Consider the following 18,529-nt stretch of genomic DNA (forward strand, 5'->3'; position numbering starts at 1 on the left):
CGTGGGCCTCCGACGTCGGCAGGACGAGCGCGGCACCGTGCTCGTGATGGTCGTGCTGCTGATGACGGTGCTGCTGACGTTCACCGCGTTCGCGGTCGACCTCGGCGTGCAGCGCGTAGCCCGGCGCGACATGCAGTCGCTGTCGGACGCCGTGGCGCTGGACCTCGCGCGCCAGCTCAAGGGACGCAGCGCAGCGACGATCCTGGCCGACCCGGCGTTCGACCGAGTCCTGACCCAGTCGCTGGCCCAGAACTCCAGCACCGTCGGCAAGGCCCCCGCGGTGACACCGGTGCTGGGCACGGTCAACAGCACGACGGGTGAGTTCACCCCCGTCTCGGGCGGCGCCGTCCCGACCGCGGTGAAGGTCATCTCCGCCACGTCGGTCGGCTTCGCGTTCGTGCCGGGCGACGGCCAAGCGGCACGGTCGTCCATCGCCTCGGCGGCCGACCCGACCGTGTGCTTCTCGGTGTCCCCGTCCGCACTGACGCTCGACACGTCGACAGGGGCGCTCGGCCCCCTCCTCGACTCGATCCTTCGGATCAGGCTGGGTGTGCTCAACCCAGCGGGCCTGCTGGACGTGAAGGGCATCGAGGTGCCCTTAGCCGACATCGCGATCGAGCTGGGTGCGGTGACGCCGCAGGCGCTCCTCGGCAAGACCAGCGTCAGCCTCTACGACTTCGTCCTCGCGTCCGCCACGGCTCTGTCGAAGAACGGTCACACAGCCCAGGCCGAGGTGCTGCGAGCCATCGGGGTGCAGATCTCCGGCGTCTCGGTCAACCTCGCCAGGATCCTCGACCTCGACGTCGCGAACGAGGCAGGTCTCGGCGCGAAGATCGACGTGTTCGACATCGTGACGGCGGCGATCTTCGCGGCCAACGGCAGCAACGCGGTGGACGTCAAGGGACTGTCGCTGAACATCCCGGGGATCGGCGGTGTCGAGGACCTGTCCGTCACGATCACGGAGCCTCCGCGGGTGGCGTGCGGCAAGGCGGGGGTGACAGCCAGGAGCGCCCAGGTCAAGGTGCACCTGAAGGCCGGGGTCGACCCGCTCTCCATCGGGGCGGCCAACGTGCTGCTGGACATCGGCATCGATCTCGGCCGCGGAGAGGGAACGCTGACGAACATCGCGTGCGGTTCCACCAGCAGCGCGGTCATCAACGCCAAGACAGGTGTCGCCTCCGTCTACGGCCCTTCGGTCCCGGACAGTCTCGGACTGCTCAGCCTGGAGGTGGGCCAATGGGGCAAGCTGCCGGTGCTCGGTCCCATCCTGTGGCTCCTGAGTCCCTTGCTGGGCAACAAGGTCCTCGCGGCAAAGGTCCAGATCGGCGCGGCGCTGGCGCAGGGTGGCCCCAAGGACCTCACCTTCACCAGCTCGACCACGGGGACCGACATCCCCTCCCAGTCGGTGTCAGCGGACTCGAACGTCCTGAACCTGCAGCTCAAGGGCACGAAGATCTCCTTGCTCGACGGGAGCCCCCTGGGTGGCCTGCTCGGCCTGCTGCTCGATCCCTTGCTCGAGGCGATCGTCGACGGCATCGTCACACCTCTCGTCAACGGGCCCGTCAACTCCCTCCTGTCGACGCTTCTCTACCCGGTCCTCGGCCTGCTGGGTGTGAAGATCGCGCAGACCGACGTCGCGGTCCACGGGACCATCGACTGCCAGACCGTCCGGCTCGTCGGATAGCACTCCTCGCGCGTCCCAGCCCCGGCCTTCAGGGCAGGGGCAGATTGGCAACCCCTTGTCAGGTCGCTTTACATTCGCTACCTTCTTGTAAAGCACTTCTCCCAGAGTGCGCGAGAGGAATCACCATGACGATCGAAGCCACCGTCGACGGGACGGTCATCCAGTGGCGCGACCGCAAGCGCTACCTGTGGATCATCGGGGCCATCGTGCCGCTGATCCCCGTGGGCATCTGGGGGCTGTTCGCCCTCACCGGCTCGGACCTGGTCTGGTTCTTCGGACCCTTCTTCGTGTTCGTGGTCATCCCGGTCCTCGACCTAATCGTCGGGCGCGACTCGGAGAACCCGCCGGAGGAGCTCCTCGAGGCGATCGAGGCCGACCGCTACTACCGGTGGGTGACGTATGCGTTCATCCCGGTGCAGGTCGCGGGCTTCATCTGGGGCGCGTACCTGCTGGGCGGCGGCACGCTGCCCGGCATCGACGACCCGTTGAGCGTCGCGGCCAGGATCGGCCTGGCCCTGAGCCTGGGCATGGTCGCCGGCATCGGCATCAACACCGCACACGAGCTGGGCCACAAGAAGGAGGAGTACGAGCGCTGGTTCGCCCGCGCCGCCCTCGCCCAGACGTTCTACGGCCACTTCTTCATCGAGCACAACCGCGGTCACCACGTGCGCGTCGCGACCCCCGAGGACCCCGCCAGCGGACGGCTCGGCGAGACCGTCTGGGAGTTCATGCCTCGTACGGTCGCCGGCAGCCTCCGCAGTGCGTGGGAGCTGGAGAAGAAGCGGTTCGCACGGTTGAAGACGTCGCACTGGTCGATCAAGAACGACGTCCTGAACGCCTGGGCGTTCTCGGTCGTCCTGTGGGGCGGCGTCATGATCGCATTCGGCTGGGAGATCCTGCCCTACCTCGTGCTGCAGGCGATCGCGGGCATCTGGCTGCTGGAGTCGGTCAACTACCTCGAGCACTACGGCATGAAGCGCCAGAAGCTCGCGTCCGGCCGCTACGAGCGGGTCAACCCGAGCCACAGCTGGAACTCCAACAACATCGGCACCAACGTGCTGCTCTACCACCTGCAGCGCCACAGCGACCACCACGCGAACCCGACCCGGCGCTACCAGGCGCTCCGGGACTTCAAGGAGGCGCCGGTGCTGCCCACGGGCTACGCAGGCATGATCGTGTTGTCGTGGGTCCCGCAGATCTGGAGGTCGGTCATGGACAAGAAGGTGCTCGACCACTACGACGGCGACCTGTCCCGCACGAACCTCCACCCGCGCACGGCCGCCAGGTACGAGCGCACGTACGGGAAGGTGGGCGTCTGAGATGGCGCAGTTCATCTGCCCGAACTGCGAGTACGTCTACGACGAGCAGGACGGCAACCCGCGCGAGGGCTGGCCGGCCGGCACGGCGTTCGCGGACATCGACCCCGACTGGACGTGCCCTGACTGCGGCGTGCGCGAGCAGGTCGACTTCCTGCCGATCGAGGAGTTCGAGCGCAACGACCAGGACGGCAACATCATCGCCGCCGAGCTGCGCGGCACACCACAGACCACGACACCCCAGACCACGACACCAGGAGACGGTTCATGAAGCGTTGGGAATGCCAGCAGTGCGGTTTCATCTACGACGAGGCCGAGGGCTGGGAAGAGGAGAACATCCCGCCCGGCACCAAGTGGGAGGACATCCCCGAGGACTGGACGTGCCCCGACTGCGGTGCGGCCAAGGCCGACTTCGTGATGGTGGAGCTCTGAGCGCTCGATGACCCACCGCACCGTCATCGTCGGAGCCGGCATCGCCGGCGTGAGCGCCGCCGCCGCACTCCGGTCGGCGGGGTACGACGGAGCGATCGACCTGGTCAGCGACGAGCCCGGCCTGCCGTACCGGCGCCCACCGGTCTCCAAGGAGATCATCCGCGGTGACAAGACCGCCGACGAGATCCGGATCAAGAAGGCCGAGTGGTACGAGCAGCAGGGCGTCGTGCTGCACACCGGCACCGCCGTCACGGCGATCGACACCGATGCGCGGGCGGTCCGGTTGAGCGAGGGCGAGCCGCTGCTGTACGACCACCTCCTCCTCGCGACCGGTGGGCGGGCGCGGAGCCCGTGGGACGCGGCCGGGGTGCGCACCCTCCGCGGGCTCACCGACGTGCCGAGGCTGAAGAACGAGCTGTCGGTCGGCGGACCGGTGGTCGTCGTCGGCGCCGGGCTGATCGGCTCGGAGATCGCTGCCAGCGCCCGAGGCCTCGGCTGCGACGTGACGCTGCTCGAGACCGCCTCCCTGCCGCTGCCACGGCTGCTGCCCACGGCCCTCGGCGAGATGGCAGCGGACCTGCACAAGACCGAGGGCACCGACCTGCACACCGACGTCATGGTCTCGTCGATCCGTGACGAGGACGGGACGACGGTCGTCCGCTCGATCGACGGGCGCACATGGTCCGCCCCGGTCGTCGTGGTCGCGGTCGGGATGGAGCCCCACGTCGAGCTGGCCGAGGCCGCCGGGATCAGCATCGCCCCGGCGTCCGACGGCGGCGGCATCGCGGTGGACGACCGCGGTCGTACGTCGGCTCCCGGCGTGTTCGCGGCCGGCGACGTCGCCAACCAGCCCAACGGCGTGCTCGGCGGACGCCATCGCGTCGAGCACTGGCAGGGCGCCCAGAACCACGGCACCGCGGTCGGCAAGGTCATGGCGGGTGGCGACGACGCGTTCGTCGAGGTCCCGTGGTGCTGGTCCGACCAGTACGGCGTCAACCTGCAGGTGGCGGGCTGGCCCGAGGGATCGCACGACATGGAGGTCCGTGGATCGATCGCCGAGCGCGACTTCATCGCGTACCTGCTCGACGACGGCATCGTCCGTGGCGCGGTCTCCGTCGGCCGCCCCCGCGACATCCGCACCGCGCGCGCCTGGATCGCGGACCAGGCCCGGCTCGACGAGGTGCTGGAGCCCGAGGCGTGACCGCCGCGTCGGGGACCGCGGGGGCCTCACCCGTCCGCGAGCGGCTGCTCGACGCCGCCCACGACGTGATCGAGTCGACCGGCTGGTCGACCGTGACCATGGCCGGCATCGCGGAGGCCGCCGGAGTCAGTCGCCAGACCGTCTACAACGAGTTCGGCACCAAGCACGGGCTGGCCGAGCAGCTCGCCCTGCGCGAGCTCGACCGGTTCCTCGGCGTCGTGCGCCAGCGGATGGCGGACGCGGACGACCTGGTGGAGGGCATCCGGGCCGCCTGCGAGGGCGCTCTCGAGATGGGCCAGCAGAGTGTGCTGGTCCGTACGGTCGTGGGATCCCTTCCGGGCGAGCAGGACACCGACCTGCTGCAGATCCTGACCACCGAGTCCGGCGAGATCGTGGAGGCCGCGGTCATGGTGGTGCGGCAGAGCATCGACGAGCTCTTCCCCGCGACCCCGCTCACCAGCGACGAGCTGGAGGTCGCCGTGGAGTCGGTCGTACGCCTCGTGCTGTCCGCCCTGACCCGGCCGTCGAAGTCACCCGCGGACGCGGCCGCCGACATCGCCTGGATCGTCGGCCTGGCGTTGCGGGGCGCCGCAGCGGCGGACTGACCGTCAGGGAGCCGGCGTGGGGACCGTCGGCACGTCCGGGGCCGGGGCCGTGGGGACCGTCGGCACGTCCGGGGTCGGCGTGCTCGGCGCGGCGTCCGGCTCGACCGGCGCCGTGGTGCCGTCGTCCGTGACGTAGACCAGACGGCCGTCAGCGAGCCGGTAGACGGTGCCGACGGGGGTGCCGCGGCCGACCGTCTTGACGCCCTCGTCGGGGACGTCCTCGACCGTCTCGCCGGGCTTGACCGTCACCTCGCCGATCGCGGGCTTGGTCAGGCCGCCCTCGTTGACCGCGCCGGACAGTCCCAGCGACGAGAGTGCAGCGATGAGGAAGCCGACCGCCAGGACGATGCCGATGTCGAACATGTTGACCAGGCCGTCGAGCGGGTCGCCCGCCCTGTCCTGGTGGACCCGTGCCCGGGGCGTCACCTTGATCATGAGGAGTACTCCGTCCCGCCGCTCGACGCGGGGGCAGCCGGCGGGGCGGGCGGCACCAGCGGCGGCAGCGACACGGTCTCGGAGGTCGTGGCCGGGTGCGCCGGTGTCGTCGACGCGGCCGGGACGGTGCGGCTGTTCTGCGCGATCGACGCGGCCGCGGAGCCGTCGTCGGTCAGGATCGCCGCGACGTACTCGAGGTCGGAGAAGTCCTGGCCGTACAGGCGTTCGCGGAGCAGCGAGAGCGCCAGCGAGATGACGCCGATGAGGATGCCCAGCACCGTGATGCTGAAGGCCAGACGCAGGTTGTCGGTCAGCGCGTCGACGTCGCCGCGGGCCAGGCCGTCGAGGGCCGGCGCGAGCGGGATCAGGGTGCCCATGAGGCCGAGGGCCGGGCCGAGACGGACCAGCAGGCGGGTGCGGCTGAGTCGGGCCTGGCGTCCGAAGTCGAAGTCGGCGAGCTCCTTCGCGATGCGCGTGTCGGCGCCCGGCTTGTCGACCGCCCCGACCAGGACCTTGAACGCCTTGCCGACGGGGCTGGACCAGGCGACGGTCTGCAGCAGCGCCGACGCCTCGTCCATGCGGCCCTCGTCGACCGCGCGACGGGCGGAGGCGCCGGCCTTCGCCAGCGCCGAGAACGTGCGCCGGCGCCGCTTGAACAGCTCGGTGATGAGTGCGCCGACCTCGACCAGGGCGACGGCGAGGGCGAGCAGGGTGAGGATCACGACTGGGAGCTCCAGCACCTCAGCGATGCGGAAGATGATGTCGTAGATCTTGTCGCTCATGCACGTCTCCTGAGTGGGCGCAGTCTGTCTCGGAACCATCGTGTCTCACTCGCGGCACCGGCGCCGACGAGCAACGCGATCGTGAGACCGGCGAGCACCCAGGTCGCGATGCGCTTGCGGAGGGCGGTCTGGGTCGGGGGAGTCGGCCTGCTCGAGTCCTGGGTGCCGGGGATCGCCTGCGGCGAGCCGCCGGGGACGATCTCGGCGCCGGCCAGCACGTAGCCCTCGACCTCCTCCAGACCGTCGTCGAGCGGGGTCGTCTCGGTCGGCTCGCCGTCGGGGATGTCCTGCTCGGGGCCCGTGTCGGACGGCGGGTCGACGGGGTCGGGGACGATCGGCTCCGGGACGATCGGGTCGGGGTCGTACGGCGGGACGTACCCGCCGCTCGTGCCGCCGCCGGTGCCGCCGCCGCTGCCGGAACCGGTGCCGCCTCCGCTGCCTCCGGTGCTGGGCTTGGGGGGTTTCGGTGGCTTCTCCACCGTCATCTGGACCGCGGACGAACGGCCGTACGACCCGTCTGCGCCGTAGACGCTCACCGCCACCGGGTAGGTGCCCTTCTTGGCGTACCGCTTGACCGGGCTCTCGCGCTTCGTGCCCTTGACCGAGCCGTCACCAAAGTCCCACCGCGTCCTCAGGATGCGGGTCCGAGGCTTCTTCGCGTACGAGATGGAGAAGCTGTTCTCCGTCTTGGTGGTGACCTCCGTCTTGCCGACCGTGACCGACGGCTCCAGCAACGTGCCGGTGGTGTGGAACGTGAGCTCGAGTGGGCCGGAGACCTTGAAGATGTCGGAGGCGTTGACGTCGCTCTTCTCGTCGCGCAGCGGACGGACGTAGCCGATCTGCCCCCCGGAGCGGTAGACGGCGGGCTGGAGATCGTCGAGGAAGGGGTAGCTCTCGCCAGTCGGCTCGGCGAGCTCCGCGTCGGAGAGGACCGACGGGATTCCTCCGGCATTCGGCGCCTCGGAGAATGTCGCCACCGCCGGATCGTTCTTGCCGACGGTCGCAGCCAGCAGGGCGCGCAGAGAGATGCCGCGGTTGGGCTGGATCGTGGGCCCGTTGGAGACCTTGCCGTCGAGGTTGCGGCGCTTGAAGTACTGCACGGGCGCCGGGTCCTTGAAGTCGGACAGGCCCGCGAACTCGTCGATGCCCACCGTCTTGGCATGCAGCACGGTCTGCTTGCCGTTCACGGTCTTGACCACCTTCACGACGACGCAGGCGGAGCTTCCGTCCGGGCACTGTGCTGCGGACACGGAGGCCGGCGCGAGGCCGAGGCTGGTGGCCGCGAGGGCGAGGCCCGCGAGAAGGGCAGCGTGACGACGGCGTACGACTCTCATCAGGTACTCCCTCCGACGGCTCAGGTGACGCCTACATCCTCCCTCATCACGGCGTCACGGGCGAGGGACTTCCGGGCCTCGACGATCGCGGAGGCGTCGATGGCCGGGCTCGACCGTAGTATGTGACGCGCCCGGGGTGATCACGAAGGGGAAGCATGACGGTGCGTACGCGCGGTGAGCGGCGCTTTGAGGTCGTCGTGATCGCTGTCGCGGTCGTCGCGGTCGCGTTCCGGACCTTCCAGTGGCGCACCGGTCCGCCCGATCTCACCGCGGTGTCGATCCTCGCCCTCCTGCTGGTGCCGTTCGCGGTACGCACGCAGATCACCGTCTCGCGTGGGCAGACCGAGCTGACCCTGGGCATGTCCGCCGCCGTGCTGTTCTCGGCCGACGTCGAGCGCCACGCGTCGATCCTGCCGATCTGGGCGGTCCTGGTCGCGGTGTCGTACGTCGCGTTCCACCGCGACGAGACGTGGGGCCAGTTCCGGGCCGCGATCCAGGTCCTCGGCGGGGCAGCCCTGCTCCGCGTGGCCCAGGTGACCGATCTCCACTTCGCGCCGTTCGACGGGGTGTTCGCGGGCCTCGTCGCGTACTTCGTGGTCATCTGCCTGCTGGAGGTCGTCCGCGCCCGGCTGGCCGCTTCGACCGGGGACGACCACCCGTTGCGGCTGCGATGGACGTGGGCGTTCGCGGTCGGTCTCGCGATCTTCTACCTCGCGTGCCTCCTCGCCACCTTGCGCCGCGCGGATGCCGGCATCTCCTCGCCGGCCGTGCCGAGCCTGGTCGTGGTGATGCTGGGACTCGTCGCGGTGGCGGTGGGGCTGTTCCTGCGCAACGTCCAGCTCAACCGTAGCGTGGCGGCGCTGTCGGGGGCGGCCGTGGCGATGCCGTGGCGACGGGACGAGATCGACTGCGCGCTGGGCCGGTGGGGTGCCAAGGGCATCCGGGCCGAGACCGTCGACGTCCGCGACGACCCCGGAACGCGCGGCGACCTGAGCGTGCCGTTGGCGGACGGCCGGTTCGCGGTCGCCGAGCGCAAGTCCGGGGACCGTCCGTTCACCGACGTCGAGCGGCGGGTGCTCGAGGCGCTGGCCCACATGTCCGAGACGTCCCGGCGCGAGGCCGGACAGATCGACCACCTGCGCGAGAGGCTCAACATCGACGCCCTGACGGGGCTGTCGACGTACACGTACTTCCGCGAGGTGCTCGCCGAGGTCAGCGGCACCCGCCGTCCGGGGGAGTCGATCGCGATCGTCTTCATCGACCTCGACGGCTTCAAGAAGATCAACGACCGCTTCGGGCACGTGGTGGGGGACACCGCGATCCGTGCCGTGGCGCAGCGGCTGCTCGAGCACACCGGCGACGCCCGCGCGATCACCCGCTACGGCGGTGACGAGTTCGCGGTGCTCGTCCGCGACGTCCACGACTACGCGGCTCTGACGGTCGAGTGCGAGCGCCTGACCGCCCTCGTGGCCGAGCCCGTGCTGGTGGGGGAGAGCACGATCCGTCTGCGCGCCAGCATCGGAGCCGCGCTGTCGTCGAGCCCCGACGACGACCTCGTCGCGCTGGTCCGGGCGGCCGACCAGCAGATGTACCAGCGCAAGCGGGCGATCCATGCCGCGGACCCCGAGGTGACGTCGCGCATCGACGACGCCGTCCGCCACGCGATCGTCGACGGGACGCTGTGGACCGCGTACCAGCCGATGGTGGGCCTCGTGGCCGACGAGATCCGTGGTCTCGAGGCGCTCGTGCGCTGCACCGACCCGCAGCTCGGATCCATCCCGCCGCCGGTGATCGTGGAGTCGGCGATCCGCCTGAACATGCTGGACGACATGACCGCGCTCGTCCTCGACCAGGCCATCAGGACGGTGCTCGAGTGCCGCCGGCACGTCCCGACCCTCGAGGTGTTCTCGATCAACCTCGAGCTCGAGCAGATGATGGTCTGGTCGCCGCTCCTGCAACGCATCGCCGAGTGCCGGGAGCGGCACGGCCTGAGGGTGGTCGTCGAGATCTCCGAGAACTCGATCGGCGACTGGACGGACGCGAACGCCCTGGTGACGTCCCGGTTGCAGGACGCCGACGTGCTGATCGCGATCGACGACTTCGGGTCCGGGTTCGCCGGGCTCGGCTCGCTGTACCTGCCACGGGTCGACATCGTGAAGCTCGACCGCAACCTGCTCACGGACCTGGCGAACCCCCGTCAGACACTGGTGGTGACCCGGACCACCGCGATGCTCGAGGAGCTGGGGTTCTGGGTGATCGCCGAGGGCGTCACCTCAGAGGTGGAGATCGAGCTCCTGCGCGACGCCGGAGCGACGCACCTGCAGGGCTATCTCTTCGGGATGCCCGAGGACCGCGTCACGATGGCCGAGCGGTTCCGCGTCCACGGCCTGGCGCCGCAGCTGCCGAGCAGCACGACCGCCTGAGCGCCGTCCCGGCCTAGATCCAGTGGCTCAGCCACATGCGGTCGCGCCACTCGGCGTACGGCATGAGGGTGTCGGTCCAGATCGGGTGGAAGTAGCAGAACGCCACCACGGCGGCGACCACGTACAGGCCGGTGATCAGGGCCCCCGCGTACGTCTGGCGCGGTGAGGAGCGCAGCTGCAGCAGTGCGTGCGCGACCAGGGACAGGGCGATGATCGTGAACGGGACGATCGTGACGGCGTAGAAGGAGAAGATCGGCCGGTCGGTGCTGAGGAACCAGGGCAGCCAGCACGCGGCGACGCCGATGACCGGCACGCCCCAGGTCCACCGGCGGGTGTAGATCCAGGCGACGACCGCGCCCAGCAGGGCGGCCGCCCCGGACCACCAGATGACCGGGTTGCCGAGGATGAGGATCTCCCGGACGCACGTCGTCCCGGCGGCCTGCCCGCACCGGGTGGTCTTGGGCAGGTCGAACTGCGCGTCCGCGCCCACGGGCCGCCACTGCAGGAGCCATCCGCCCGGGTTCGACTGGTACGGGTGGGGCTCGGCCTTGGTGATCTCCTTGGTGTGGAAGTCGAATGTCATGACGTGGAAGTGCCACAGCGAGCGCAGGGCGTCCCAGGTCTCGCCCAGGAAGCCGGACGTGGGACGGTCCACGTACGCGCCCCAGGGTTTGGAGTAGTCGCCGTAGCCATGGCCGAATCTCGCCTCGTACGCCTCGTGGTGCACGAGGAAACCGGTCCACGAGACGAGGTAGACCACACCGGCCAGCACGACGAGCGAGCCGAACGCGGGGACGCCGACCCGCAACGTGGTGCGGACCCAGCCGTGGTGCATCGCGGTGCGGGGGTTCCGCATCCGGGCCAGGACCTCCCACCCCACGCACGTCAGGCCGAACGCCGCCAGGACGTACACGCCGCTCCACTTGGTCGCGCACGCCATGCCGAGGCTGACGCCGGCGGCGAGCTGCCAGGGCCGGAACGCGTGGTACCGGTCGAGGCGCGCACGGATCCAGTCCCGGTCGGCCACGAGGCAGGCGACGCCGCAGACGATCCAGAACGCCAGGAAGACGTCGAGCAGGGAGAGCCGGGACATCACGAAGTGCATGCCGTCGACGGTCAGCAGCAGGCCGGCGAGACAGCCGACGAGGGTGGAGCCGGTCATCCGCCGCACGAGGCGGGCCAGCACCAGGACCGTCAGCGCGCCGACCACGACACCGGAGATGCGCCAGCCGAACGAGTCGAAGCCGAACAGCTGCTCCCCGAGGGCGATCAGCCACTTTCCGCCGTCCGGGTGGACGATCCACGACGGCTCGTCGGTGAAGATGTTGGACAGGTCGCCCTTGAGGATCTGACCGTTGGCCTTGTCCGTGTAGTCCAGGACGTACCCGTGCTGCAGCAGCGACCAGGCGTCCTTGGCGTAGTAGGTCTCGTCGAACACGAACGCCTTGGGGTAGCCGACGTTCCAGACCCGGAGCACGAACGCCAGCAGGGCGACCCCGATCGGCCCGATCCAACCCCACACGCGGTCGGTCCACCTGTACGGCGACAGGCGGCTCAGGGACGTCACCCCGCAAGACTAGGACCTCCGCCCGGGGGGCGCGGTGCGTACGCCACCGTTTCCGGGGGGCGCGGTGCGTACGCCACCGTTTCCGCGGGGCGCGGTGCGTATGCCACCGTATGAGGCCCGATTCGGCGCGAGACGGTGGCACACGCACCGCGCCTCCTGCGGATCCACAGCTCCGGCCGCCCGGGACGGCGTCCACAGGTCCGGCAGCGCGTGCTCCCGACCGGGCCGGATCCGCGGTCGGCTGGGAGCATGCGCACCCCGAGACCGGTCCCTGAGCATCTCCGCGACCGCACGTTCAGCCTGCAGGAGGCGCGGGCCGCCGGGATCTCCGGTCGGATGCTCGAGCACGACCGTTTCCGCGAGGTCTATCCGCGGGTCTACTGCCTCGCGGAGCTCGACATCTCGTCCACCGAGCGGATCGCCGCGGCTCGACGCAACCTGCCGGATGACGCCAGGACGACCCACGTCACCCGGCTGCGAGAGCTCGGCTACGAGCACGGCGAGCTGGAGCCCCTGCACTTCGTCGTGCCTCGCGACCTGCATCTGGTCGTCGAAGGCATCACCCTGCATCGCACGGTGCGCATGCCACCGAACGACGGGGCCGGGGTCTGTGCCGAGGCGGTGTTCGTGTCGCTGGCGACGACCGAGCGCCTGATCGACCTGATCGTGATCGGGGACTGGATGCTGCGCACGGGGCACATGTCCCTGGAGTCCCTCGGTGAGTTCGTCCGCACGTCGGCGTGGCGGCCCGGGGCCGCCGAGGTGCTCGTCGTCATGCCCAACCTCGATGCCCGGTCCTGCTCGCCGAAGGAGTCCGGGACCCGCTCGATCCTGGCGTTCGCGGGTCTCCCGACGCCCGAGGTCAACGCCGAGATCCACGACTCGGCGGGCGTCCTGGTCGGGATCGGCGACCTCGTCTACCGGCGGTGGAAGCTGTTGATCGAGTACGAAGGCCGGCAGCACGCTCTCGACGTGTCCCAGTTCGCCCGCGACATCGACCGGTACGGCGGGTTCCGCAGCATCGGGTGGGACTACTTCCAGGTCACCAACGAACGGCTCGCTCGGCCGCGGGCGATGGTGCTGCGGGTCCACGGCCTGCTGCTGCGGCGCGGGTACGACGGCCCCGCCCCGGCGTTCGGCGCGCGCTGGAGCTCGCTGTTCGCGCCCCTGACCCCGAGGCGCGGTGCGTACGCCACCGTATGAGGCCCGAATCGGCCCCAGAAGGTGGCAGAAGCACCGCGTCCGCCGGAGAAGGTGGCAGAAGCACCGCGCCCCCCGGGAAAGGTGGCAGAAGCACCGCGCCCGCCGGAAAGGTGCGGCTGAGAGGATGGGGTCATGCTGATCCTCGCTGCGACACCGATCGGTCAGGTGGCCGACGCGAGCGGACGCCTCGCCGAGGCCCTCGTCTCCGCGGACGTCGTCGCGGCCGAGGACACCCGCCGGCTGAAGCGGCTCGCCTCCGAGCTGGGCGTGGAGATCGGCGGCCGGGTGGTGTCGTACTTCGAGGGCAACGAGGAACGCCGCACCCCCGAGCTCGCGACCATGCTGGCGGACGGACAGACCGTGGTCCTGGTGACCGATGCCGGCATGCCGAGCGTGTCGGACCCCGGCTACCGCCTCGTGGTCGCCGCGATCGAGGCGGACGTGCCGGTCACCGCGATCCCGGGACCGTCCGCGGTGCTCACCGCGCTCGCCGTCTCCGGGCTGCCGGTCGACCGGTTCTGCTTCGAGGGCTTCCTGCCCCGCAAGGCCGGTGAGCGCACCCGTGCCCTGACCGAGCTCGCGACGGAACGCCGCACCATGGTGTTCTTCGAGTCGCCCCACCGCACCGAGACGTCGCTCCGCGCGATGGCGGAGGTCTGGGGCGCGGACCGCCCGGCGGCGGTCTGCCGCGAGCTCACCAAGACGTACGAGGAGGTGGCCCGCGGAGGCCTCGGCGAGCTCGTCGAGTGGGCGGCCGGTCAGGAGCAGGGCGTCCGCGGCGAGGTCACGATCGTCGTCGGGGGAGTGGTCGCCGAGGCCAGGACGTACGCCCCCGAGGACCTGCGCGACCTCGTCGCCGCCCGCCAGGGCGAGGGCCTCAGCCGCAAGGACGCGATCGAGCAGGTCGCCGGCGAGACGGGTGTCCGCAAGAAGGACGTCTACGACGCCGCGCACTCGTAGGTCCCTGCGCGGACCCCACTAGGATTGGGGGCGTGTCCGACCAAACGTTCTACGTCACCACGCCCATCTACTACGTCAATGACGCGCCCCACATCGGGCACGGCTACACGACCGTCATGGGCGACATCATCACCCGCTGGCACCGCCAGCGCGGCGAGGACGTCTGGTACCTCACCGGCACCGACGAGCACGGCCAGAAGGTTCTGCGCAAGGCCGAGGCCAACGGCGTCTCCCCGCAGGAGTGGGTCGACAAGCTCGTCGAGGAGGAGTGGAAGCCGCTCCTGGAGACCATCGACGTCGCCAACGACGACTTCATCCGCACGACCGAGCAGCGCCACCTCGAGGGCTCGCAGGCGTTCTGGCAGGACCTGCACCAGCGGGACGCGGTCTACAAGGGCTCGTTCAGCGGCTGGTACAGCGTCGGCAGCGAGGAGTTCGTCGGCGACGACGACGTCGCGGACGGCGAGGGTGACGACGAGGGCTTCAAGGTCTCGACCCTGGACGGCAGCCGCGTCGAGCACATGACGGAGGAGAACTACTTCTTCCGGCTCAGCGACTACCAGCAGAAGCTGCTCGACTTCTACGAGGCCAACCCGACGTTCATCCAGCCCGAGTCGGCCCGCAACGAGGTCATCTCGTTCGTGTCGCGCGGCCTCAAGGACCTGTCGATCTCGCGCTCCACGTTCGACTGGGGCATCGGCGTCCCGTGGGACGACAAGCACGTCATGTACGTCTGGGTCGAGGCGCTGCTGAACTACGTGACGGCGATCGGCTACGGCAGCGACCCGGACCGGTTCGAGAAGATCTGGCCGGCCAACATCCACATCGTCGGCAAGGACATCGCCCGCTTCCACGCGGTCATCTGGCCCGCGATGCTGATGGCGGCCGGACAGCCCGTGCCGCACCAGGTGTTCGCGCACGGCTGGCTGCTGGTCGGCGGGCAGAAGATGAGCAAGTCCAAGGCCAACGGCATCCGTCCCGACGAGATCGTCGGCACGTTCGGCTCCGACGCCTACCGCTACTACTTCGCGCGCGCCCTGACGTTCGGCTCCGACGGGTCGATCTCGTGGGAGGACATCAGCGCCCGCTATCACGCCGAGCTGGCCAACGGCTTCGGGAACCTGGCGTCTCGTGTCGCGGCGATGATCGGCAAGTACTTCGACGGGACGCTGCCCGCACCCGGCGCGCGGACCGACGCCGAGACCGTCGTGATCGACACCGTGGCCGAGGCGGTACGCGATGCGGACGCCGCGATCGAGGCGGTCGCCCCGCAGGACGCGCTCGCCGCGATCTGGCGGATCGTGGACGGCCTCAACGGCTACATCACCGAGCAGGCTCCGTGGAAGGTCGCGAAGGAGGATCCCGACGGCGATCGTCTGGCGACGATCCTGAACACCACCGCCGAGGGCCTCCGCGTCCTGGCGGTCCTGCTCAACCCGGTCATGCCCAAGGCGTGCGCGGCCCTGTGGGACGCGCTCGGGGCCGAAGGCGCACTGGGCGCGCTCGCCGACCAGCGCATCGACGCCGTCGCCGCGTGGGACCAGCTGCCCGCCGGCACGACCATCACCAAGCCGCCGTCGCTGTTCCCCCGCATCGAGGTCGCGGAGTGACGCAGCCCCTCACGGCCGGCTGGCCGGAGACACCGGAGGCGCTGCCGTCCCCGGTGGTCGACAACCACTGCCACCTGGACCACCGCGCGTACAGCAAGGGTGTCGAGGGCGGGCTGCTGATCCCCGTCGACGAGGCGCTCGACCGGGCCGCGGCGGTCAACGTGACCCGCATCGTGCAGGTCGGCTGCGACCTGGAGGGCTCGCAGTGGGCCGTGGACACCGCGGCGGCGTACGAGTCGGTGGTGGCGGCGGTCGCGCTGCACCCCAACGAGGCGCCGGTGCTGGCCGCAGCCGGTGAGCTCGACGCCGCGCTGGCCGAGATCGACCGGCTGGCCCAGTCCGGCGACCACGTGCGAGCCATCGGTGAGACGGGACTGGACTACTTCCGCACGGGCGTGGACGGCCGCGAGGCACAGCACGTCTCGTTCCGGGAGCACATCCGCATCGCGAAGCGGCACGACAAGACGCTGGTCATCCACGACCGGGACGCGCACGACGACGTGATCGCGGTGCTCGACGACGAGGGAGTGCCCGACCGGGTCGTCATGCACTGCTTCTCCGGGGACGCCGACTTCGCCCGCGCCTGCCTCGATCGGGGCGCGTACCTGTCCTTCGCGGGCACCGTGACCTTCAAGAACGCCGAGAACCTGCGAGCGGCGCTCCGCGTGACACCGGCGGACCGTATCCTCGTGGAGACTGATGCGCCCTTCCTCACACCGACACCGCACCGCGGCCAGCCGAACGCCTCGTTCCTGGTCCCGCTCACAGTCCGGTTCATGGCTGGCATCGCAGGCAAAACGGCCGAGGAGCTCTGCCGGGACATCGACGCCAACACCGATCGGGCCTTCGGCGGACCCTGGGCACAGCGCACTTGACCACACCGAGGTGCTGGCTATCGTGGAAGGTCGGTTCACTCATCGACTTTCGAGGAACGTAGTGTCTTCAGCTTCAGATCAGCCCCTCAAGACCCCCGGCAAGCGGGCCAAGCATCGCCCCCGCAAGTCCACCGTGCTCATCGTGCTCAACCTCGCGATCGTGCTCCTGGTGGGCGGTGGCACCGCCGCGTACGGCGCCCTGAGCCAGACCGTGACGCTCACGGTCGACGGCAAGAGCCAGAACATCCGGACCTTCGGCGGCACGGTGGCAGACGTCCTCGAGGACCACGCCGTGACGGTGCGTCCCGGTGACCGCGTCAACAAGGCGGTGACCAGCGGCCTGTCCGACGGCGACACCATCGAGGTCGCGTACGCCAAGCCGATCACCCTGACGCTGGACGGCAAGAAGTCCACCCGCACGGTGTACGACCGCACGGTCGACGACGCCCTTGGCTCGCTCGGCGTCGCGCAGGCGTCCGGCTCGTACGTCTCGGCCGAGCGTTCCACCGTCATCCCGCGGGCCGGCACGACACTGGTCGTGAGCACGCCGAAGGCGCTGACGATCATCGCCGACGGCAAGAAGAAGACCGTCACCACCACGACGCCCAAGGTCGCCGGGGTCCTCAAGGAGGCCGGCGTCTCGGTCGACAAGGACGACGAGGTCAAGCCCGCCCAGGACGCGTACGTCACGGCGGACGACAAGGTCCGCGTCGTGCGCATCAAGAAGATCACCAAGAACCAGATGATCGCGCTCAAGCACGAGACCGTCGTCCGCAAGGACGCCGACGCCCTGGTCGGCGAGACCGAGGTCGTCCGTGAGGGCCGCAACGGCAAGGCCCGCCAGCGGGTCGAGCTGGTCTACGCCGACGGCAAGTTGCGCAAGAAGGCCGTCGTGTCGTCCGACCCGGTCGCCAAGCCGGTCGCCAAGATCGTGTCGCGCGGCACCAAGCGCCCTCCGATCGCTGACACCGACGGTGGCGATGGCGGTGGCGGCGGCGGAAGCGCCACCGGCAACACCGTGTGGGACAAGATCGCGCAGTGCGAGTCCGGCGGCAACTGGTCGATCAACACCGGCAACGGCTACTACGGCGGCCTGCAGTTCAGCGCCGCGACGTGGAAGAGCGTCGGCGGTCCCGGCCTGCCGCACCAGAACAGCCGCGAGGTCCAGATCAAGTACGCCAAGATCCTCCAGGCCCGCTCCGGCTGGGGCCAGTGGGGATGCGCCGGGGCGAGGTTCAACTGACGCCTCCCCGGCTGCTCGGAGCCGCTGACGTCCGACGTCTCGCCGAGTCCTGTGGTATCCGCCCCACCAAGCAGCGTGGTCAGAACTTCGTCCACGACGCCAACACGGTGCGACGCATCGTCAACGCCTCGGGCATCACCTCCGAGGATGTCGTGGTGGAGATCGGTCCCGGCCTGGGGTCGCTCACCCTCGGCCTCCTCGAGGTCGCCGCGCACGTCACGGCGGTCGAGATCGACGAGGTCCTGGCGGGCCAGCTGCCGCAGACGATCGCGGAGCACGCGCCCGACCAGGCCGGGTCGTTCGACCTCGTCACGGCCGACGCCATGAAGGTCACCTCGCTGCCCGGGCCCGCCCCGACGGCGCTGGTGGCCAACCTGCCGTACAACGTGTCGGTGCCGGTGCTGCTCACCTTCTTCGAGCGGTTCCCATCGATCCGCACGGGACTGGTCATGGTGCAGGCCGAGGTCGCGCACCGGCTGGCTGCGGGGCCGGGCTCCAAGACGTACGGCGTGCCGAGCGTGAAGTCCGCCTGGTACGCCGAGATGCGGCTGTCCGGCTCGGTCGGCCGCAACGTCTTCTGGCCGATGCCGAACGTCGAGTCATCGCTCGTGGCGTGGACGCGGCGGGAGCCCCCCGGCGACGAGGACCTGCGACTGCGCACGTTCGCGGTCGCGGACGCGGCGTTCGCCCAGCGTCGCAAGACGATGCGCGCCGCCCTGTCGGTGCTCGCCGGCTCAGGGGCCGCCGCGGAGCAGGCCCTCGTGGCCGCCGACATCTCACCGCAGGCGCGCGGCGAGATGCTGACCGTCGAGGACTTCGCGCGCCTCGCGACGCACCTCGTCCCGGCCTGACCGGGGGG

At 70.1% G+C, this 18,529-nt stretch carries 17 protein-coding genes; 13 read left to right on the forward strand and 4 right to left on the reverse strand.

Translation table 11 applies throughout. The annotated features are described in order from the left end of the window. Position 1: 1 nt before the first annotated feature. The 6 genes from C3E78_RS03655 (at position 2) to C3E78_RS03680 (ending at position 5,238) form a co-directional block, all read left to right on the forward strand. Positions 2 to 1,684: a pilus assembly protein TadG-related protein gene (locus C3E78_RS03655; RefSeq protein WP_108577031.1), complete on the forward strand. Its 1,683-nt coding sequence runs from the start codon at positions 2 to 4 to the stop codon at positions 1,682 to 1,684. Between the two features lie 125 nt (positions 1,685 to 1,809). Continuing rightward, positions 1,810 to 3,003: an alkane 1-monooxygenase gene (locus C3E78_RS03660; protein ID WP_108577032.1), complete on the forward strand. Its 1,194-nt coding sequence runs from the start codon at positions 1,810 to 1,812 to the stop codon at positions 3,001 to 3,003. A 1-nt stretch (position 3,004) separates the two neighbouring features. Beyond that, positions 3,005 to 3,271, forward strand: coding sequence for a rubredoxin (locus C3E78_RS18700; protein WP_108577033.1), 267 nt, complete (start codon positions 3,005 to 3,007; stop codon positions 3,269 to 3,271). Then, on the forward strand, positions 3,268 to 3,432 hold the full coding sequence (locus tag C3E78_RS03670; protein WP_108577034.1) for a rubredoxin: 165 nt from the start codon (positions 3,268 to 3,270) through the stop codon (positions 3,430 to 3,432). Before C3E78_RS18700 ends, C3E78_RS03670 begins: the two co-directional genes overlap by 4 nt. A 7-nt stretch (positions 3,433 to 3,439) precedes the next feature. Beyond that, positions 3,440 to 4,633, forward strand: coding sequence for an NAD(P)/FAD-dependent oxidoreductase (locus C3E78_RS03675; RefSeq protein ID WP_108577035.1), 1,194 nt, complete (start codon positions 3,440 to 3,442; stop codon positions 4,631 to 4,633). After that, the gene (locus tag C3E78_RS03680; protein ID WP_108577036.1) at positions 4,630 to 5,238 is read left to right on the forward strand and encodes a TetR/AcrR family transcriptional regulator; all 609 of its coding nucleotides are present in this window, start codon (positions 4,630 to 4,632) and stop codon (positions 5,236 to 5,238) included. The genes C3E78_RS03675 and C3E78_RS03680 overlap by 4 nt, the downstream gene beginning before the upstream one ends. A 3-nt stretch (positions 5,239 to 5,241) precedes the next feature. Here the strand turns inward: C3E78_RS03680 and C3E78_RS03685 are convergent, their stop codons facing one another. The 3 genes from C3E78_RS03685 to C3E78_RS03695 are packed head-to-tail and all read right to left on the reverse strand — an operon-like array spanning position 5,242 to position 7,789. Beyond that, a complete protein-coding gene (locus C3E78_RS03685; protein WP_108577037.1) occupies positions 5,242 to 5,673 on the reverse strand; it encodes a DUF2149 domain-containing protein in 432 nt (143 codons plus the stop codon). After that, the gene (locus C3E78_RS03690; protein ID WP_159085803.1) at positions 5,670 to 6,455 is read right to left on the reverse strand and encodes a MotA/TolQ/ExbB proton channel family protein; all 786 of its coding nucleotides are present in this window, start codon (positions 6,453 to 6,455) and stop codon (positions 5,670 to 5,672) included. Before C3E78_RS03690 ends, C3E78_RS03685 begins: the two co-directional genes overlap by 4 nt. Beyond that, complete coding sequence (locus C3E78_RS03695) at positions 6,452 to 7,789, reverse strand: PKD domain-containing protein (protein ID WP_108577039.1); 1,338 nt, start codon at positions 7,787 to 7,789, stop codon at positions 6,452 to 6,454. Before C3E78_RS03695 ends, C3E78_RS03690 begins: the two co-directional genes overlap by 4 nt. A 155-nt stretch (positions 7,790 to 7,944) precedes the next feature. Between C3E78_RS03695 and C3E78_RS03700 the strand changes: the two genes are divergently transcribed. Then, complete coding sequence (locus tag C3E78_RS03700) at positions 7,945 to 10,212, forward strand: EAL domain-containing protein (protein ID WP_108577040.1); 2,268 nt, start codon at positions 7,945 to 7,947, stop codon at positions 10,210 to 10,212. Positions 10,213 to 10,225: 13 nt separating this feature from the next. Here the strand turns inward: C3E78_RS03700 and C3E78_RS03705 are convergent, their stop codons facing one another. Next, complete coding sequence (locus C3E78_RS03705; RefSeq protein WP_108577041.1) at positions 10,226 to 11,779, reverse strand: dolichyl-phosphate-mannose--protein mannosyltransferase; 1,554 nt, start codon at positions 11,777 to 11,779, stop codon at positions 10,226 to 10,228. Between the two features lie 249 nt (positions 11,780 to 12,028). Here C3E78_RS03705 and C3E78_RS03710 point away from each other — a divergent pair, with 249 nt between their 5' ends. The 6 genes from C3E78_RS03710 (at position 12,029) to rsmA (ending at position 18,521) form a co-directional block, all read left to right on the forward strand. Then, positions 12,029 to 12,982, forward strand: coding sequence for a hypothetical protein (locus C3E78_RS03710; protein ID WP_108577042.1), 954 nt, complete (start codon positions 12,029 to 12,031; stop codon positions 12,980 to 12,982). 132 nt (positions 12,983 to 13,114) lie between these two features. Then, on the forward strand, positions 13,115 to 13,942 hold the full coding sequence (gene rsmI / locus C3E78_RS03715; RefSeq protein ID WP_108577043.1) for a 16S rRNA (cytidine(1402)-2'-O)-methyltransferase: 828 nt from the start codon (positions 13,115 to 13,117) through the stop codon (positions 13,940 to 13,942). 32 nt (positions 13,943 to 13,974) lie between these two features. Beyond that, positions 13,975 to 15,552: a methionine--tRNA ligase gene (metG, locus tag C3E78_RS03720; RefSeq protein WP_108577044.1), complete on the forward strand. Its 1,578-nt coding sequence runs from the start codon at positions 13,975 to 13,977 to the stop codon at positions 15,550 to 15,552. Then, positions 15,549 to 16,427 carry a TatD family hydrolase gene (locus C3E78_RS03725; protein ID WP_108577045.1) on the forward strand — a complete coding sequence of 293 codons (879 nt, stop codon included), beginning with the start codon at positions 15,549 to 15,551 and terminating at the stop codon, positions 16,425 to 16,427. The genes metG and C3E78_RS03725 overlap by 4 nt, the downstream gene beginning before the upstream one ends. A gap of 61 nt (positions 16,428 to 16,488) precedes the next feature. Further along, positions 16,489 to 17,670, forward strand: coding sequence for a resuscitation-promoting factor (locus C3E78_RS18705; RefSeq protein ID WP_159085804.1), 1,182 nt, complete (start codon positions 16,489 to 16,491; stop codon positions 17,668 to 17,670). Then, positions 17,646 to 18,521 carry a 16S rRNA (adenine(1518)-N(6)/adenine(1519)-N(6))-dimethyltransferase RsmA gene (rsmA, locus tag C3E78_RS03735; protein WP_108577047.1) on the forward strand — a complete coding sequence of 292 codons (876 nt, stop codon included), beginning with the start codon at positions 17,646 to 17,648 and terminating at the stop codon, positions 18,519 to 18,521. The genes C3E78_RS18705 and rsmA overlap by 25 nt, the downstream gene beginning before the upstream one ends. Positions 18,522 to 18,529: the final 8 nt, after the last annotated feature.

It is taken from the genome of Aeromicrobium chenweiae (assembly GCF_003065605.1).
GTDB lineage: Bacteria > Actinomycetota > Actinomycetes > Propionibacteriales > Nocardioidaceae > Aeromicrobium > Aeromicrobium chenweiae.

Coding starts and splice junctions, on each gene's coding strand:
- C3E78_RS03660 (WP_108577032.1), top strand. CDS start 1,810: ATGACGATCGAAGCCACCGTCGACGGGACGGTCATCCAGTGGCGCGAC.
- C3E78_RS18700 (WP_108577033.1), top strand. CDS start 3,005: ATGGCGCAGTTCATCTGCCCGAACTGCGAGTACGTCTACGACGAGCAG.
- C3E78_RS03670 (WP_108577034.1), top strand. CDS start 3,268: ATGAAGCGTTGGGAATGCCAGCAGTGCGGTTTCATCTACGACGAGGCC.
- C3E78_RS03675 (WP_108577035.1), top strand. CDS start 3,440: ATGACCCACCGCACCGTCATCGTCGGAGCCGGCATCGCCGGCGTGAGC.
- C3E78_RS03685 (WP_108577037.1), bottom strand. CDS start 5,673: ATGATCAAGGTGACGCCCCGGGCACGGGTCCACCAGGACAGGGCGGGC.
- C3E78_RS03690 (WP_159085803.1), bottom strand. CDS start 6,455: ATGAGCGACAAGATCTACGACATCATCTTCCGCATCGCTGAGGTGCTG.
- C3E78_RS03695 (WP_108577039.1), bottom strand. CDS start 7,789: ATGAGAGTCGTACGCCGTCGTCACGCTGCCCTTCTCGCGGGCCTCGCC.
- C3E78_RS03700 (WP_108577040.1), top strand. CDS start 7,945: ATGACGGTGCGTACGCGCGGTGAGCGGCGCTTTGAGGTCGTCGTGATC.
- C3E78_RS03710 (WP_108577042.1), top strand. CDS start 12,029: ATGCGCACCCCGAGACCGGTCCCTGAGCATCTCCGCGACCGCACGTTC.
- rsmI (WP_108577043.1), top strand. CDS start 13,115: ATGCTGATCCTCGCTGCGACACCGATCGGTCAGGTGGCCGACGCGAGC.
- rsmA (WP_108577047.1), top strand. CDS start 17,646: ATGCGCCGGGGCGAGGTTCAACTGACGCCTCCCCGGCTGCTCGGAGCC.